Origin of the sequence: Stenotrophomonas acidaminiphila (assembly GCF_001431595.1) — a bacterium.
Classification (GTDB): domain Bacteria; phylum Pseudomonadota; class Gammaproteobacteria; order Xanthomonadales; family Xanthomonadaceae; genus Stenotrophomonas; species Stenotrophomonas acidaminiphila.
Genome location: NZ_LDJO01000014.1, coordinates 88,884 through 103,853 on the forward strand (window position 1 = coordinate 88,884; position 14,970 = coordinate 103,853).

A 14,970-nucleotide genomic window follows, 5' to 3' on the forward strand; every position below is an offset into this window, starting at 1 on the left:
CGCCCGCCCGCCTCCCGACGGATGCAGGCCCCCGGTCAGGGGGGAATGGGCGCTGGCCCGGCGCGCACCGGGCGTCCCTCCAGCGGCGCCTGCATCCGTCACGCCCCGCGCGGGCCCCGCGCTGCCCGTCGCGGCGGCCCGGCTTCCCGGCCACGCGTCGCGGGGCCGTCCCCGGCCATAACGCCAGGCAATGGATGCCCAGCCCCGGGTTGTGCCATGGCCCCACCCAATGGCACATCCGGCCCTTCACCGGTGCCGGCTAGACTGCCCGATCGTGTATTGGACGGAACTGCGTATGTTGGGGCGTTTTGCGGCCACCCTGGCCGGTGGCACTGTCGTGGTGCTGATGTTGGCAGGTTGCGGTCGGGGTGCCGGCGATGCGCCGCGCGCACAGGGCGGCACCGTGCCGGTGACCACCCAGGTGGTCACGCACTCGGCCTGGAACGACACCCTGCAGGCGATCGGCACCACCAAGGCGCGGGAGTCGGTGGCGGTCACCGCCAAGGTCAGCGAGATCATCGACGCGGTGCATTTCGACAGTGGCCAGGAAGTCGGTGCCGGCGCGCCGCTGGTGACCCTGCGCATCGAAGCGCAGCAGGCCGCGCTGGCCCAGGCCCAGGCCACCTTCGATGAAGCCGACCGCCTGTACCGGCGCCAGAGCGAGCTGGCCACCCAGCAACTGGTCGCCAGTTCCACCCTGGACACCCAGAAGTCGATCCGTGACGCCGCCGAGGCGCGGGTGCGGCAGATGCGCGCGGACGTGGCCGATCGCCAGGTGCGGGCGCCGTTCGCCGGCGTGCTGGGCATCCGCCAGGTCAGCCCCGGCTCGCTGGTCACCCCGGCCACGGTCATCGCCACGCTCGACGACATCTCGCGCATGCATGTCGATTTCCAGGTGCCGGAAGCCGAACTGGCCTCGCTCAAGCCCGGCGACAAGGTCAGCGGCAGCAGCATCGCCTACCCGGGGCGCAGCTTCGAAGGCGTGGTCAGCACCATCGATGCGCGCGTCGACCCGGGCAGCCGCGCGGTCACCGTGCGCGCCGATTTCTCCAACCCCGACCATGCGCTGCGCCCGGGCATGCTGCTGGATGTGCGCGTGTTCCGCCCCGAGCGCAAGGCGCTGGTGATCCCCGAGATCGCGGTGGTCCAGGTCGGCCGTGATTCCTACGTGTTCCGGGTCAAGGGCGACGCCACCGTCGAGCGCGTCGACGTGAAGACCGGCATCCGCCGTTCCGGCGTGGTCGAGATCATGCAGGGCCTGGAAGCCGGGCAGCGCATCGTGGTCGACGGTACCGGCAAGCTGCGCCCGGGCCTGCGCATCGCCGATGCCAGGGCCGAACCGGCCGCCGCCGGGGCCCGCACCGAATGAAGCTGTCGGACCTGTCGATCAAGCGGCCGGTACTGGCCGTGGTGATGAGCCTGCTGCTGGTGGTGCTGGGGCTGATGTCCTTCAACCGCCTGACCCTGCGCGAGCTGCCGGCGATCGACCCGCCCATCGTCTCGGTGTCGGTCGACTACACCGGCGCCTCGGCCGCGGTGATCGAGAGCCGCATCACCCAGGTGCTGGAAGACGCCCTGGCCGGCATCGAGGGCATCGACACCATCAACGCGCGCAGTACCAACGGCCGCGCGTCGGTGAGCATCGAATTCACCGCCAACCGCGACATCGAGGCTGCCGCCAATGACGTGCGCGATGCGGTCAGCCGCGTCGCCGACCGCATGCCCGAAGAGGCGCGCCCGCCGGAGATCGCCAAGGTCGAGAGCGACGCCGACCCGATCATCTGGTTCAACATGAGCTCCTCGACGATGGACACGCTGGAGCTCAGCGACTACGCCGAGCGCTACGTGGTCGACCGTTTCACCAGCATCGACGGCGTGGCCCAGGTGCGCATCGGCGGGCGCCAGCGCTATGCCATGCGCATCTGGCTGGACCGCGACCAGCTGGCCGCGCGCGGCCTGACCGTGGGCGAGGTGGAAGCGGCGCTGCGCAGCGAGAACGTGGAACTGCCGGCCGGCCGCATCGAATCGACCGACCGCGACTTCACCCTGCGCGTGGAACGCAGCTACGTGGCCCCGGCCGATTTCGCCAGCATCCCGCTGGGCAAGGGCAGCGACGGCTACGTGGTGCGGCTGGGCGACGTGGCCAAGGTGGAACTGGCCTCGGCCGAGCGCCGCGCCTACTACCGCAGCAACGGCGAGCCCGGCATCGGCATGGGCATCGTCAAGACCTCCACCGCCAACGCGCTGGACGTGGCCCGCGCGACCCGCGCCGAGGCCGAACGCATCGCCAGGACACTGCCGGCCGGCACCCGGATCTTCGTCGCCTTCGACAACACCACGTTCATCGAGGCGGCGGTCGAGCGCGTCTACGCCACCCTGGTGGAGGCGATGCTCCTGGTGCTGGTGGTGATCTGGCTGTTCCTGGGCAGCCTGCGCGCGGCGCTGATCCCGGCGGTGACGGTGCCGGTGTGCCTGGTGGCGGCGTTCATCGCGCTGTTCGCCTTCGGCTTCTCGATCAACCTGTTCACCCTGCTGGCGCTGGTGCTGTGCATCGGCCTGGTGGTGGACGACGCCATCGTGGTGGTGGAGAACGTGCAGCGGCGCATCGACCTGGGCGAACCGCCGCTGGTCGCCGCGCGGCGCGGCACCACCCAGGTGGCGTTCGCGGTGATCGCCACCACCGCGGTACTGGTGGCGGTGTTCCTGCCGGTGGGGTTCCTCGAGGGCAACACCGGGCGCCTGTTCCGCGAGCTGGCGGTGGCGCTGGCCGCGGCGGTGGCGCTGTCGGCCTTCGTCGCGCTGACCCTGACCCCGATGATGGCCTCCAAGCTGCTCAGGCCGCACAGCGAGCGCCGGCCCAGCCGCATCAACCGCTTCGTCGACCGCCAGCTGGCGCGCGTGGCGGCGGCCTACGGCCGCGTGCTGGACCGCCACGTGCAGCGCAGCTGGGTGTTCGGGCTGGTGATGCTGGCCGCGCTGGGTGCCAGCTGGGGCCTGTTCCGGCTGCTGCCCTCGGAGCTGGCGCCGGCCGAGGACCGTGGTTCGTTCCAGATCATCATCGACGGCCCGGAAGGCGCCGGTTTCGACTACACCGTCGGCCAGGTGCAGCAGGTCGAGCGCATCGTCGACCGCTTCGTCGGCCCCGAGGAGCCCATCGTGCGCGCCAACCCGCGCGTGCCGGGCGGCTGGGGCAACAGCGAGGAAATGCACACCGGCCGCATCAGCGTGTTCCTGCAGCCGTGGCGGCAGCGCGAGGAGGCCACCGCCGACGTCGCCGGCGCACTGCAGAAGGAACTGGATGGACTGAGCGGGGTGCGCGTGCGTACCCAGGTCGGCGGCGGCCTGGTGCGCAGCTTCGGGCAGCCATTCCAGGTGGTGCTGGGCGGACCGGAGTACGCGGAGATCGCGCAGTGGCGCGACCGCCTGCTGGCACGCATGGCCGACTACCCGGGCCTGGTCGGCGCCGATTCGGACTACAAGGAAACCCGGCCGCAGATGCGGGTCAACATCGACCGCCAGCGTGCCGCCGACCTGGGCGTGAGCGTGACCGACATCGGCCGCGCGCTGGAAACCATGATGGGCTCGCGCCGCGTCACCACCTTCGTCGACAACGGCGAGGAATACGACGTACTGGTGCAGGCCGGCCGCGAGGGCCGCGCGTCGCCGGCCGACCTGGCCGCGATCCAGGTGCGCGCGCGTTCGGGCGAACTGGTGCCGCTGTCCAACCTGGTCAGCCTCAGCGAGGTGGCCGAGGCCGGCACCCTGAACCGCTTCAACCGGCTGCGCTCGATCACCATCAGCGCCAGCGTCGCCCCCGGCCACACGCTGGGCGAGACCATCGCCTGGGTGCAGCAGGTGGCGCGCGAGGAACTGCCCGAGTACGCGCAGATCGACTGGAAGGGCGAGTCGCGCGAGTACCAGAGCGCCGGTGGCGCGGTGCTGCTGACCTTCGCCATGGCGCTGCTGGTGGTCTACCTGGTGCTGGCCGCGCAGTTCGAGAGCTTCATCCACCCGCTGGTGATCATGCTCACCGTGCCGCTGGGCGTGCTTGGCGCCTTCATCGGCCTGTACGTCAGCGGCGGCACGCTCAACCTGTTCAGCCAGATCGGCATCGTCATGCTGGTCGGCCTGGCGGCGAAGAACGGCATCCTGATCGTGGAGTTCGCCAACCAGCTGCGCGACGAGGGCCGCAACGTGCACCAGGCCATCGTCGAGGCATCGACGGTGCGCCTGCGCCCGATCCTGATGACCTCCATCGCCACCGTGGTCGGCGCGGTGCCGCTGGTGCTGGCCGGCGGCCCGGGTTCGGCCAGCCGCGGCACCATCGGCATCGTGGTGATCTTCGGCGTCGCCGTCTCCACCTTCCTGTCGCTGTTCGTGGTGCCGGCGTTCTACGCGCTGCTGGCACCCTACACCCAGTCGCCGGAAACGGTGGCCAACGAGCTGGCCAGGCAGGAACGCGACACGCCATCGGTGGGCGGGCATGCGTGAGCCGCCCGCCATCGGCGCGGTACGGCTGCGCCACTGGCGGGCGGACGACCTGGAGTCGCTGCTGCGGCATGCCGATGATGCGGCGGTGTCGCGCGGGCTGGGCACGCGCTTCCCCTATCCCTACACCCGTGCCGACGGCGAAGCGTTCCTGTCCGGGCAGGTGCTGGACCTGTCCGGGCCGGTGTTCGCGCTGGAGATCGACGGTGAGGCCTGCGGCGGCATCGGCGTGCAGCAGGGCAGCGGCGAGCGCCGGCATGGCGCGACCTTGGGCTACTGGCTGGGGCGGCGCCACTGGGGGCAGGGCATCATGACCACGGTCGTGGACGGTTTCGCGCCGTGGGTGATGGACGAACTGGGCCTGTACCGGCTGGCGGCACAGGTCATGGCCGGCAATCCCGCCTCGGCGCGGGTGCTGCTCAAGACCGGTTTCATCGAGGAAGGCCTGGAGCGCCAGGCCGTGTTCAAGGATGGCGTACTGCACGACATGCACTGCTTCGCCCGCTTGCGGGCGTGGCCGCCGGGGTCGTGACCGCCCTGCACAGGGCCCTGCAATCGTGGAAGAATCGCCGGTTCCTGAAGCCGGCACCCGCCTACCTTCAGCCATCCGGGGAGATCGTGTGGAATCCATCGTCGAATATGTAAATGGCATCATCTGGAGCAATGCGCTGATCTTCATGTGCCTGGGCGCAGGGCTGTGGTTCACCCTGCGCACCCGCTTCATGCAGATCCGCGGCTTTGCGGAGATGTGCCGGCTCACCGTGCGCGGGCAGAAGTCCGATGCCGGTGTCTCCTCGTTCCAGGCGCTGGCCATGTCGATGGCCGGGCGCATGGGCATCGGCAACATCGCCGGCGTGGCCACCGCCATCGCCTACGGCGGCCCGGGCGCGATCTTCTGGATGTGGGTGATGGGCTTCCTCGGCGCCTCCACCTCCTACGTCGAGTCGACCCTGGCGCAGATCTACAAGACCAAGGATGCGGAAGGCCGCTACCGCGGCGGCCCGGCGTACTACATCGAGAAGGCGATGGGCCTGAAGTGGTACGCGGCGGCCTTCGCCGTGGCCACGGTGATCGCCGCCGGCTTCCTGCTGCCGGGCGTGCAGGCCAATGCCATCGCCGACAGCGCGGTCAACGTGCTGTGCACCGGCGCCGATGCCTGCGCTTCGCTGGGCGGCGCCGCCAGCATGAAGCTGTGGATCGGCATCGCGGTCGCGGCGCTGCTGGGCGTGATCATCTTCGGCGGGGTCAAGCGCATCGCCAGCTTCGCCGAAGTGATCGTGCCGTTCATGGCGCTGGGCTTCATCCTGATGGCCGTCGTGGTGATGATGCTCAACGCCGGCAAGGTGCCGGCGATGTTCGCCGACATCTTCTCCAGCGCCTTCGGCGCGCATGCGGCCTTTGGCGGCATCATCGGCCAGGCCATCGCCTGGGGCGTGAAGCGCGGCATCTATGCCAACGAGGCCGGCCAGGGTACCGGCCCGCACGCGGCCGCCGCGGCCGAGGTTTCGCACCCGGCCAAGCAGGGCTACGTGCAGGCGTTCGCCATCTACTTCGACACCATGCTGGTGTGCACCTCCACCGCCTTCCTGCTGCTGTCCACCGGCATGTACAACGTGTTCCGCGAGGTCACCGAAGGCGGCGTGCAGAAGCTGGAGGCGATCGTGAGCGGCGTGCCCGGCGTGGCGCCCTCTGAGGGCGCGCTGTTCACCCAGGCCGCGGTCGAGTCGGTGCTGCCGGGCTGGGGCGCGGGCTTCGTGGCGCTGGCGCTGTTCTTCTTCGCCTTCACCACCATCATGGCCTACTACTACATGGCCGAGACCAACCTGACCTACCTGGCCGGCAGCAACCGCACGCATCCTGCGGCGACGCTGTTGCTGCGACTGGGCATCATGGGCATGGTGGTGTTCGGCGCCTTCCACAACGCCAAGATGGCGTGGGCGCTGGGCGACATCGGCGTCGGCCTGATGGCCTGGCTCAACGTGATCGCCATCCTGATCCTGCAGAAGCCGGCGATGCTGGCGCTGTCCGACTACGAGCGGCAGAAGAAGCTGGGCCTGGACCCGACGTTCGACCCGGATGCGCTGGGCATCCGCAACGCCGATTTCTGGCGCGGCAACAAGTAAGCGAGTGCAACGGCAGTGAACAGCCCCTGGAACAACCGTCGTCCCTCCGCGCGCCCGCCGCGCGCCACGCCGCTGCCGCCTTCGGGCGCGCGCGGCGATGGCTCCGGTCCGGTGCGTGGCAACGACGAACTGCGCCTGTATGGCGTCAACGCGGTGCTGGCGATGCATGCGCGCCGCCCTCAGGCATTGCGCAAGCTGTACCTGGCCGAGGCGCTGATCCCGCGCCTGCAGCCGTTGCTCAAGTGGTGCGTGGGCAACCGCGTCGGCTACCGCGTGGTGGGCGAGGGCGACCTCAACAAGCTCGCCGCCACCACCCACCACGAAGGCGTGGTGGCCGACGTGCTGCGTGCCGAGCCGCAGCCGCTGGCCGCCTGGCTGGCGGCGCTGGATGACGGCCCGGTGCTGGCGCTGTGGCTGGACGGCGTGGGCAACCCGCACAACTTCGGCGCGATCCTGCGCTCGGCCGCGCATTTCGGTGCGGCCGGCATCCTGTTGCCGGCCGAATCGACGCTGAGCCTGTCCGGGGCTGCCGCCCGTGTCGCCGAGGGCGGTGCCGAAGCGGTGCCGCTGGTGCGTCTGCCGGCACTGCCGCAGGCGCTGTCGCAGCTGCGCGATGCCGGCTTCGCGCTGGCCGCGACGCTGGTGGAGGGCGGGCAGGACCTGTTCGCCACGCCGTTGCCGCCGCGCATGGTCTACGTGATGGGCGCCGAGGGCGAGGGCATGGACCGCGGCTTCGCGCAGAGCTGCGACCTGCGCCTGTCCATTCCCGGCACCGGCGCGGTGGAAAGCCTCAACGTCGCCGCGGCCACCGCGGTGTTCCTGGCCGGCTGGCGCAGCCGCCAGGCGAGGGGCTGAGGCGCGCGGCCACGCCGCCGCTGCATCCCCCGGCCTGCCGCAGCGGGGCGCCGCGGCGCTGGACGAACCCGGTGACTAGCCGCGGTAGCCGTTGCTGATCGGATAGCGCCGCTCGCGGCCGAATGCGCGGCGCGAGATCTTCGGGCCGGGCGCGGCCTGGTGCCGCTTCCATTCGCTGGTGCGTACCAGCCGCAGTACCCGGTCCACCACCTCCGGCGCATAGCCGGCGCCGACGATGTCCTCGCGCGACTGCTCCTGGTCGATGTACCGGTACAGGATGCCGTCGAGCACGTCGTAGGCCGGCAGCGAATCCTGGTCGGTCTGGTTCTCGCGCAGTTCGGCCGAGGGTGCGCGGGCGATCACCGCCGGCGGGATCACCGGTGCGCCGCCGACGGTGTTGCGCCACTTCGACAGGCCGTAGACCTCGGTCTTGTACAGGTCCTTCAGCGGCGCATAGCCACCGCACATGTCGCCGTAGATGGTGGCGTAGCCGACCGCGTACTCGCTCTTGTTGCCGGTGGTCAGCAGCAGCCCGCCGAACTTGTTGGACAGCGCCATCATGATCACGCCCCGGCTGCGCGACTGCAGGTTCTCCTCGGTCACGTCGGCGGCCTGGCCCTGGAACAGGGTCGACAGCGACTGCATCAGGCCCTGGAAGGCGGGCTCGATCGGCACCGACTCCAGCTTCACCCCGAGCGCGCGGCACTGCTCGGCGGCCAGCTCGTTGGACAGGTCGGCCGTATAGCGCGACGGCAGTGCCACCGCGGTGACGTTGTCCGCGCCCAGCGCATCGACCGCCAGCGCCAGCACCAGCGCCGAATCGATGCCGCCGGACAGGCCCAGCCAGACCTTGCCGAAGCCGTTCTTGCGGCAGTAGTCCTGGATCCCGCGGGTAATGGCGCGCCAGGCCAGCGCGTCCATGCTCTCGTCGCCGTCGTCGATCCAGCGCATCGGCACGAACGAGCGCGTATCGGCGTCGTAGTCGACCACCAGCATTTCCTCGGCGAAGGCCAGCGCCGCCGGGTGTACCGTACCGCTGCCGTCGGCCACGACCGAGGCGCCGTCGAACACCAGTGCGTCCTGGCCGCCGACGAGGTTGACGTAGGCGATGGCGGCGCCGCTGTCGCGGCTGCGTTCGGCCAGCAGCGCGTCGCGCTGGGCATGCTTGCCGCGCTCGTAGGGCGAGGCATTGGCCACCAGCACCAGTTCGGCGCCTTCGGCCACGGTGGCGGCCAGCGGCTCGGCGAACCACAGGTCCTCGCAGACCAGCAGTCCCAGCTTGATTCCGCCGACCTCGAACACGCAGTTGCCGCCATCCGGGTCGACGTCGAAGTAGCGGCGCTCGTCGAACACCGCGTAGTTGGGCAGTTCGCGCTTGCGGTAGGTGGCGGCAACGGCGCCGTCGCGCAATACGCTGGCGGCGTTGTACACCACCGCGCCGGCACTCTGCGGCCAGCCCAGCACCGCGACGATGCCCTGGACCTGCGACGCGATGCGGGCGACCGCCTGCTCGCACTCGCGCAGGAACGCGGGGCGCAGCAGCAGGTCTTCCGGCGGGTAGCCGCTGACCGCCAGTTCGGGGAACAGCACCACGTCGGCGCCGTACTCGTCGCGGGCGATCTGCGCCAGTTCGATGATGCGCGCGCTGTTGCCGGCCACGTCGCCGACCGGGAAGTCGTACTGCGCCAGGGCGATGCGGAGGGATCGGGACATGATGTCGGCTGCCTTGTCGTTGCAGGCGTCCACGACGGACGCGGGGGTGGGACGATGCCGGCATTATCCCAGATGTGCCGTTGACGCCAGCTGATGCCGGCGATGCCCGTATGCGACAACGCCCCCGGCGACGGGGGCGCTGCTGCGTTGCCACGCCCGCGCCCGCTGCCGGGCGCGTGTCGCGGCTCATTCCTTGGGCGGCACCACGTCCCTGGCTTCGCTGCCGAAGCTGCCCTCGGACTCGGCGGCCAGGTAGGCGAACACGGTATAGGCGGCCACGTTCTGCGCCAGCGCCTTCGGGTCGATCTTGTCCAGGGTGTCGTCGGCGGTGTGGTGCAGGTCGAAGTAGTCGGTTCCATCCTGGGCCAGCCACGCCCACGCACCGCCCTTGGCCGCCAGCGGGCCCACGTCCGGGCCGGGGCCGCCCTGGTCCGGGCGGTACTCGATGCCCAGTGGCGCCAATACCCGGGCGATCTGCGCGGTGGCCTCGCGCGATCCGGCGGGGTTGCCCGAGCCGGTGTTGAAGGCGTAGATGCGGCCGGCACCGAAGTCGCTCTCGGCGGCGATGTGCTGCAGCGGGATTTCCTTGGCCTTCACGCGTGCGGCGGCATAGGCGAATCCGCCATGCAGGCCCTGTTCCTCGTTGGCGAAGGCAATCACCCGGATGCTGCGCCTGGGCGCCTGCCTGAGCTGGCCGATCAGGTGGCCGGCGGCCATGCCGATGCCGATGCCGGCGCCGTCGTCGACCGCACCGGTGCCCAGGTCCCAGGAGTCGAGGTGGCCGCCGATCACCACCACTTCCTTCGGCAGCTCGCGGCCGGTGATTTCGCCGATCACGTTCTGCGAGGTGTAGCTGCCGTCCCAGCCGCAGTCCAGGGTCATGCGGATCCGGGTCGGGCCGCGCGCGACCAGCCGCGCCAGCTGCTCCGCGTCGGGCACCGACAGCGCTGCCGACGGCACCGGGGTCAGGCCCTCGTCGAACCGGGTGATGCCGGTATGCGGCACACGGTGCGAATCGGTGCCGGCCGAGCGCATGATGTAGCCCAGCGCGCCCTTGCGGATCGCCTCGGAGGGGCCGCGGCTGCGCACCGTGCCGCCGATGCCGTAGTCCTCGCCGCTGCGGCTGCGGGTCATCTGGTAGTCGATGAAGGCGATCTTGCCGGCCAGCGACCCTGCCGGTGCCGCCTTCAGCGCATCCAGGCTTTCGAAGCGCACCACCTCGCCCTCGGCGGTACCGGCCGGGCTGCCGCCCAGGGCGGTGATCGCCAGCGGCTGCGCATGCGCGCCCAGCACCTGCGCCTGCTCGCTGCGGCGCTCCCACTTGGGGAAGGTGACCGGTTCGGTCCATACCCTGTCGAAGCCCAGCGCCCTGAACTTCGCCTTGGCCCATTCCACCGCGCGTGCATCGGCTTCGCTGCCGGCCAGGCGCGGGCCGACTTCGGTGGTCAGCGATTCGACCACCTTCCAGCCGGTATCGTCGGCCAGCGCCTGCTCGCGCAGTTCCGCGGCCCTGGCTAGGGCCTGCTCGGGAATGCGGGTGGGGGCGGCCTGTACGCTGGCACAGGCGAGCACGGCGGCGATGGCGAAGGTGAGGCGGCGCATGGCGGGCTCCAGGTCGGGGGCGCACCGGTGCGTGCGCGGCGGCTGCGAGGGGTTCGCAGACAAAGAAGCCGCGAGCATACGCCCGCGGCTTCCGGTGCAACCGTGCTGGAGGTCATCGCCCCGGCAGGCGCATCACTTCCTGAGGGTGTCGCGGATCTCGCGCAGCAGCAGCACTTCCTCGCTCGGCGCGGCCGGTGCGGCGGGCGCCTCTTGCTTCTTGCGCGACAGCCGGTTGACCACCTTGACCACCATGAAGATGGCGAAGGCGACGATGACGAACTGCACCACGGTGTTGATGAAGTCGCCATAGCCGACCACCACCGCCGGGATCTCGGTGCCGTCGGCGGCTACCCGCGCCGGCGCCAGCGTCCAGGCCAGCTTGGAGAAATCGACATTGCCGATCATCCAGCCGATCGGCGGCATGATCACCTTGTCCACCAGCGAGGTGACGATCTTGCCGAATGCGCCGCCGATCACGACACCGACCGCCAGGTCGATGACGTTGCCGCGCATCGCGAACTCCTTGAACTCACTGATCATTCCCACGGGTTTCTCCTGTAAAGCGTGAAGGGGGGGCAGGCACAGACTACCCCGACACCGGTCATCCGGCGATCATGCCGTCGCGGCGCGCGATGTTGCCCAGCCGCGCGCTGAAGCGGTCGCCGGGTCGCAGCGCGGCCACGCCCGCCGGAGTGCCCATGAACACCAGGTCGCCGGCGCGCAACGCATAGAGCCTGGACAGTTCGTGCAGGATTTCCGGCACGCTCCAGATCATGTTGTCCAGCGTGGAGTGCTGCCGGGTCTGGCCATTGACCTCCAGCGACAGTTCCAGTGGCGCCAGCTCGCCCACCTGCGTGGCGGGTACCAGCATGCTGACCGGTGCCGAATAATCGAAACCCTTGGCGATGTCCCACGGCCCGCCCTTGGCCTTGGCCGCGGCCTGCAGGTCGCGGCGGGTCAGGTCCAGGCCGACGCCGTAGGCCAGCACCAGCGACATGGCCTGGTCGACCGGCAGCACGCCGTCCGGCGCATCCTGGCCCAGTGCGACCACCAGCTCGACTTCATGGTGCAGGTCGGAGGTGGCCGGCGGGTAGGGAACCGGCGCATCGCCGGTGACGATGGCGTCGGCCGGCTTCATGAAGAACATCGGCTGCCCACGCTCGGCAGCCGATGCAGGTGCATTGGCGCCCATCTCGCGTGCATGGTCGGCGAAGTTGCGGCCCACGCAGTAGATGCGGCGCACGGGGAAGGTGCCGCCACCGGCCACCGGGATGCGGGGAACGGGCGGAGCGGGAATCAGGTCGGTCATGGTCGGTCCGGAAACGGGGCTGGCCGCATGATGCCGGACGTCGCCGTCGCGTTGGTAGTACCGGAGGCGATGCGGGCGGTGCAGCTGGAATGCCTGCACCTCGTGCGCGGGCGGTGGTCGCGGCCGGGCCGGATGCAACACGCCCGGCAGGAGCCGGGCGCGGGTGTCCAAGCCTGGCGGGGACGCCCGGCGTCAGTGGGCGTGCGGCAGCGCCGGCTTGCGTACCACGCGGTACTCGCCATCCATCACGTTGCCGGCGGCCTTGCCCACGGCACGCGCCTTGCGCGCGGCCAGCAGCTTCCAGGTCAGGCCGACCAGGATCATCGCCGCGCCGACGAACAGCCCGGCCACGACCAGTACCGCGAGGATCGCCAGGCCCAGCAGGCCCAGCGCGATCCGCAGCAACGGGTTGCGCGGCTTGCGCGGCGCGAACAGGTTGCGGAGGGTGGCGAACTGGAAATAACGGATCTGCATGTCGGTGGTATGACGATTTGACTGGCCGAAGTATCGGTGGGGATGCGGGCCGATGAGTGAATTTGTCGTTAAATTAAGGCGCGCATTCATGCTGTCCCCTGGCCGGGCGGGCCTGGTCGGCGTGCGACAATCGACGCAATTCCCTGCTGTCATGCGGTCCCGCGATGTCCATGTCCGTACCTTCCGCCGTCGAGCTGGCCCGGCTCGACGCCCTGTCCGATCCGGGGTTCCTCCTGGTGGAGGCGATGGTCGAGGGCGATGCAGAGCCGGTGATCCTGTACCGCGAAGGCGCCCAGGTACGGGCGTGGCTCAATGTCTGCCCGCATGCCGGCCGTCCCCTCGACTGGGCGCCGGGGCAGTTCCTGAAGAGCCGCGATGGCCACCTGGTCTGCGCGGCGCACGGCGCCGCGTTCGAGCTGCAGGGAGGCAACTGCGTGTCCGGGCCGTGCAAGGGCGACGCGCTGCGCGCGGTGCCGGTGCGGGTGGAGGACGGCAGGGTGCTGCTGGGCTGATCCCGCTGCCGCGCCACGCGTGCGGCGCGGCGCTCAGAACATCAGGTTGACCATCACCACCACCACCAGCGTGTAGATCAGCGACAGCGGGCCGCCGACGCGCCACATCTCGCGCGGGGTGTACTTGGCCGGGCCCATCACCATCGAGATCACCGGGTTGGAGGCGGTCATCAGGTTGTTGGAGGCCGACAGCGCCACGATCAGCGCGAACGCGGTGGGGTTGCCGCCGGCGGCCAGCGCCAGGTTGACCGCGATCGGCACGGTGACGATGGTGGCGCCGACATGGCTGATCACCAGCGAGAACGCGGTGGTCAGCACCGCCAGCGCCAGTTCCAGCACCCAGATCGGGATGCCGGCCGGCAGCTTGTCGATGGTGTGGCCGGCGACCCAGGCCGCCGCGCCGCTGGAATCCATGGCCCAGCCCAGCGGGATCAGCCCGGCCATCATGAAGATGGTCTTCCAGTTGATCGAGGCATAGGCCTCGTCCATGCGCAGCACGCCGGTGAGCAGCATGCCGGCCACCCCGGTGAGCAGGGTCAGCGCCACCGGCAGGTGCGAGGTCAGCGCGATGATGATGGTGATGGCGAAGATCGCCATGGCGATCTTGAACTTGTGCGGGCGCTGCTCGCCCTTGGGGTAGTCGGTGACCACCACGAAGTCGCGGCTCTCGGCGGCGGCGGCCAGGTCCTGCCATATGCTGTGGAACACCAGCATGTCGCCGGCGCGCAGCGCCACGTTGCGCACGTCCTCGCGGATCACCTGCTTGTCGCGGTTGATCGCCAGCAGGCTGATGCCGCGCTCCTTGCGCAGCCGCAGCTGGCCGGCGGTCTTGCCGATCAGCTTCGAGGTCGGCGGGACCACCGCCTCGGAGATGCCGGCGCGGCTGGGATTGAACAGGTCGCCGAGGTTGCGCAGGCGCGAGGACATGCGCAGGAACTGGTTCTGGGCGAAGTCTGACACCAGCCGGCGCGGGCCCATCGCACCGATCACGCTGCCGACCCAGATGCGCATGTCCGCCGGCGGCGCCAGGCGGGTGTCGTTGCCGGTCTTCAGCGCCAGCAGCAGCGGCGCCTCGAACAGGCTCTCGACCTCGCTCACGGTCATCCCGACCAGCGGGCTCTCGGCGGTCACCGCCAGCTCGAACACCTCGCCCTCGATGCCGTAGGCCTTGGCGAAGTAGCTTTCGGTGCGCGCCGGGGTCTGGCCATCGCCCTCCTCGGCGCCTTCGCGGGACAGCTTGCGGTCGCCGAAGAAGCGGAAATACAGCAGCGAGGCGACCAGCAGCGCGATGCCGATCGGCAACGGCGCGAACATCCGCAGCGGCTCGATGGTGGCGGTGCCGGAGGGCAGGTTGTTGTTGGCCGAGATCAGCAGGTCGTTGAGCAGGATCAGCGGCGAGTTGCCGACCATGGTCAGGCCGCCGCCCATCACGATGGCGGCTGTGATCGGCAGCAGCAGCCGCTTGAGGGTGAGCCCGGTATGCGAGGCCAGCCGCGAGGCCACCGGCAGGTACAGCGCCATCACCGACGGGTTCTGCATGAACGACGAATTGAGCCCGGCGGTGGCGCTGGTCAACAGCAGCAGGCGCTGCTCCAGCCCGTGCGAGCGGCGCAGCAGCCAGCCCGCCAGCCGGTTCAGCGCGCCGGTGCGGTCCAGCCCGGCGCCGAGGATGGTGGTGGCGATGATGCTCATCACCGCGTTGCCGGAGAAGCCGCCGAAGATCTCCTCCGGCGCGATCAGGCCGGTGACGCCCAGCACCACCATCACCACCAGCGCCACCACGTCGGCGCGGATGCGCTCGAACAGGAACATCGCCATCGTGAAGCCGACCAGCCCGAGCACGAGCTTCATGTCGGTCGTCAGCGTGAGGGCGGTATCCATGCGTGGGCGGTTC

At 70.1% G+C, this 14,970-nt stretch carries 12 protein-coding genes; 6 read left to right on the plus strand and 6 right to left on the minus strand.

All coding sequences use genetic code 11. The features are described 5' to 3' along the window. Window positions 1-295 precede the first annotated feature (295 nt). The 5 genes from ABB33_RS03870 (at window position 296) to ABB33_RS03890 (ending at window position 7,466) form a co-directional block, all read left to right on the plus strand. Window positions 296-1,369 carry an efflux RND transporter periplasmic adaptor subunit gene (locus ABB33_RS03870; protein ID WP_056931212.1) on the plus strand — a complete coding sequence of 358 codons (1,074 nt, stop codon included), beginning with the start codon at window positions 296-298 and terminating at the stop codon, window positions 1,367-1,369. Further along, window positions 1,366-4,491 carry an efflux RND transporter permease subunit gene (locus tag ABB33_RS03875; RefSeq protein ID WP_056931213.1) on the plus strand — a complete coding sequence of 1,042 codons (3,126 nt, stop codon included), beginning with the start codon at window positions 1,366-1,368 and terminating at the stop codon, window positions 4,489-4,491. Before ABB33_RS03870 ends, ABB33_RS03875 begins: the two co-directional genes overlap by 4 nt. Continuing rightward, window positions 4,484-5,020, plus strand: a complete 537-nt coding sequence (locus ABB33_RS03880; protein WP_056931214.1) for a GNAT family N-acetyltransferase — start codon at window positions 4,484-4,486, stop codon at window positions 5,018-5,020. The genes ABB33_RS03875 and ABB33_RS03880 overlap by 8 nt, the downstream gene beginning before the upstream one ends. Window positions 5,021-5,165: 145 nt before the next feature. Next, window positions 5,166-6,611, plus strand: coding sequence for an alanine/glycine:cation symporter family protein (locus ABB33_RS03885; RefSeq protein WP_425513308.1), 1,446 nt, complete (start codon window positions 5,166-5,168; stop codon window positions 6,609-6,611). Between the two features lie 15 nt (window positions 6,612-6,626). Beyond that, entirely contained in the window at window positions 6,627-7,466 is an 840-nt protein-coding gene (locus tag ABB33_RS03890) for a TrmH family RNA methyltransferase (protein WP_054667281.1), read from the plus strand. Window positions 7,467-7,541: 75 nt separating this feature from the next. Here the strand turns inward: ABB33_RS03890 and ABB33_RS03895 are convergent, their stop codons facing one another. The 5 genes from ABB33_RS03895 to ABB33_RS03915 all read right to left on the minus strand — a co-directional run bounded on the left by ABB33_RS03895 (window position 7,542) and on the right by ABB33_RS03915 (window position 12,564). Further along, the gene (locus ABB33_RS03895) at window positions 7,542-9,179 is read right to left on the minus strand and encodes an NAD+ synthase (RefSeq protein ID WP_056931338.1); all 1,638 of its coding nucleotides are present in this window, start codon (window positions 9,177-9,179) and stop codon (window positions 7,542-7,544) included. 186 nt (window positions 9,180-9,365) lie between these two features. Further along, window positions 9,366-10,781 (minus strand): M28 family peptidase, encoded by a 1,416-nt coding sequence (locus ABB33_RS03900; protein WP_056931339.1) that lies wholly within the window; start codon window positions 10,779-10,781, stop codon window positions 9,366-9,368. A 132-nt stretch (window positions 10,782-10,913) separates the two neighbouring features. Beyond that, window positions 10,914-11,327 (minus strand): large-conductance mechanosensitive channel protein MscL, encoded by a 414-nt coding sequence (gene mscL / locus ABB33_RS03905; RefSeq protein WP_056931216.1) that lies wholly within the window; start codon window positions 11,325-11,327, stop codon window positions 10,914-10,916. Between the two features lie 55 nt (window positions 11,328-11,382). Next, window positions 11,383-12,090 carry a fumarylacetoacetate hydrolase family protein gene (locus ABB33_RS03910; RefSeq protein ID WP_056931217.1) on the minus strand — a complete coding sequence of 236 codons (708 nt, stop codon included), beginning with the start codon at window positions 12,088-12,090 and terminating at the stop codon, window positions 11,383-11,385. Between the two features lie 192 nt (window positions 12,091-12,282). Continuing rightward, entirely contained in the window at window positions 12,283-12,564 is a 282-nt protein-coding gene (locus ABB33_RS03915) for a hypothetical protein (RefSeq protein ID WP_054667274.1), read from the minus strand. Window positions 12,565-12,734: 170 nt separating this feature from the next. On the opposite strand from ABB33_RS03915, the gene ABB33_RS03920 reads away from it, so the two are divergent. Continuing rightward, window positions 12,735-13,076: a Rieske (2Fe-2S) protein gene (locus ABB33_RS03920; RefSeq protein WP_056931340.1), complete on the plus strand. Its 342-nt coding sequence runs from the start codon at window positions 12,735-12,737 to the stop codon at window positions 13,074-13,076. A 33-nt stretch (window positions 13,077-13,109) separates the two neighbouring features. On the opposite strand, the gene ABB33_RS03925 is transcribed toward ABB33_RS03920, so the two are convergent. Then, window positions 13,110-14,957: an SLC13 family permease gene (locus ABB33_RS03925; protein WP_056931218.1), complete on the minus strand. Its 1,848-nt coding sequence runs from the start codon at window positions 14,955-14,957 to the stop codon at window positions 13,110-13,112. Between the last annotated feature and the right edge of the window lie 13 nt (window positions 14,958-14,970).

Coding starts and splice junctions, on each gene's coding strand:
- ABB33_RS03925 (WP_056931218.1), bottom strand. CDS start 14,957: ATGGATACCGCCCTCACGCTGACGACCGACATGAAGCTCGTGCTCGGG.
- ABB33_RS03885 (WP_425513308.1), top strand. CDS start 5,166: ATGTGCCTGGGCGCAGGGCTGTGGTTCACCCTGCGCACCCGCTTCATG.
- ABB33_RS03870 (WP_056931212.1), top strand. CDS start 296: ATGTTGGGGCGTTTTGCGGCCACCCTGGCCGGTGGCACTGTCGTGGTG.
- ABB33_RS03880 (WP_056931214.1), top strand. CDS start 4,484: ATGCGTGAGCCGCCCGCCATCGGCGCGGTACGGCTGCGCCACTGGCGG.
- ABB33_RS03895 (WP_056931338.1), bottom strand. CDS start 9,179: ATGTCCCGATCCCTCCGCATCGCCCTGGCGCAGTACGACTTCCCGGTC.
- ABB33_RS03915 (WP_054667274.1), bottom strand. CDS start 12,564: ATGCAGATCCGTTATTTCCAGTTCGCCACCCTCCGCAACCTGTTCGCG.
- ABB33_RS03920 (WP_056931340.1), top strand. CDS start 12,735: ATGTCCGTACCTTCCGCCGTCGAGCTGGCCCGGCTCGACGCCCTGTCC.
- ABB33_RS03910 (WP_056931217.1), bottom strand. CDS start 12,090: ATGACCGACCTGATTCCCGCTCCGCCCGTTCCCCGCATCCCGGTGGCC.
- ABB33_RS03900 (WP_056931339.1), bottom strand. CDS start 10,781: ATGCGCCGCCTCACCTTCGCCATCGCCGCCGTGCTCGCCTGTGCCAGC.
- ABB33_RS03875 (WP_056931213.1), top strand. CDS start 1,366: ATGAAGCTGTCGGACCTGTCGATCAAGCGGCCGGTACTGGCCGTGGTG.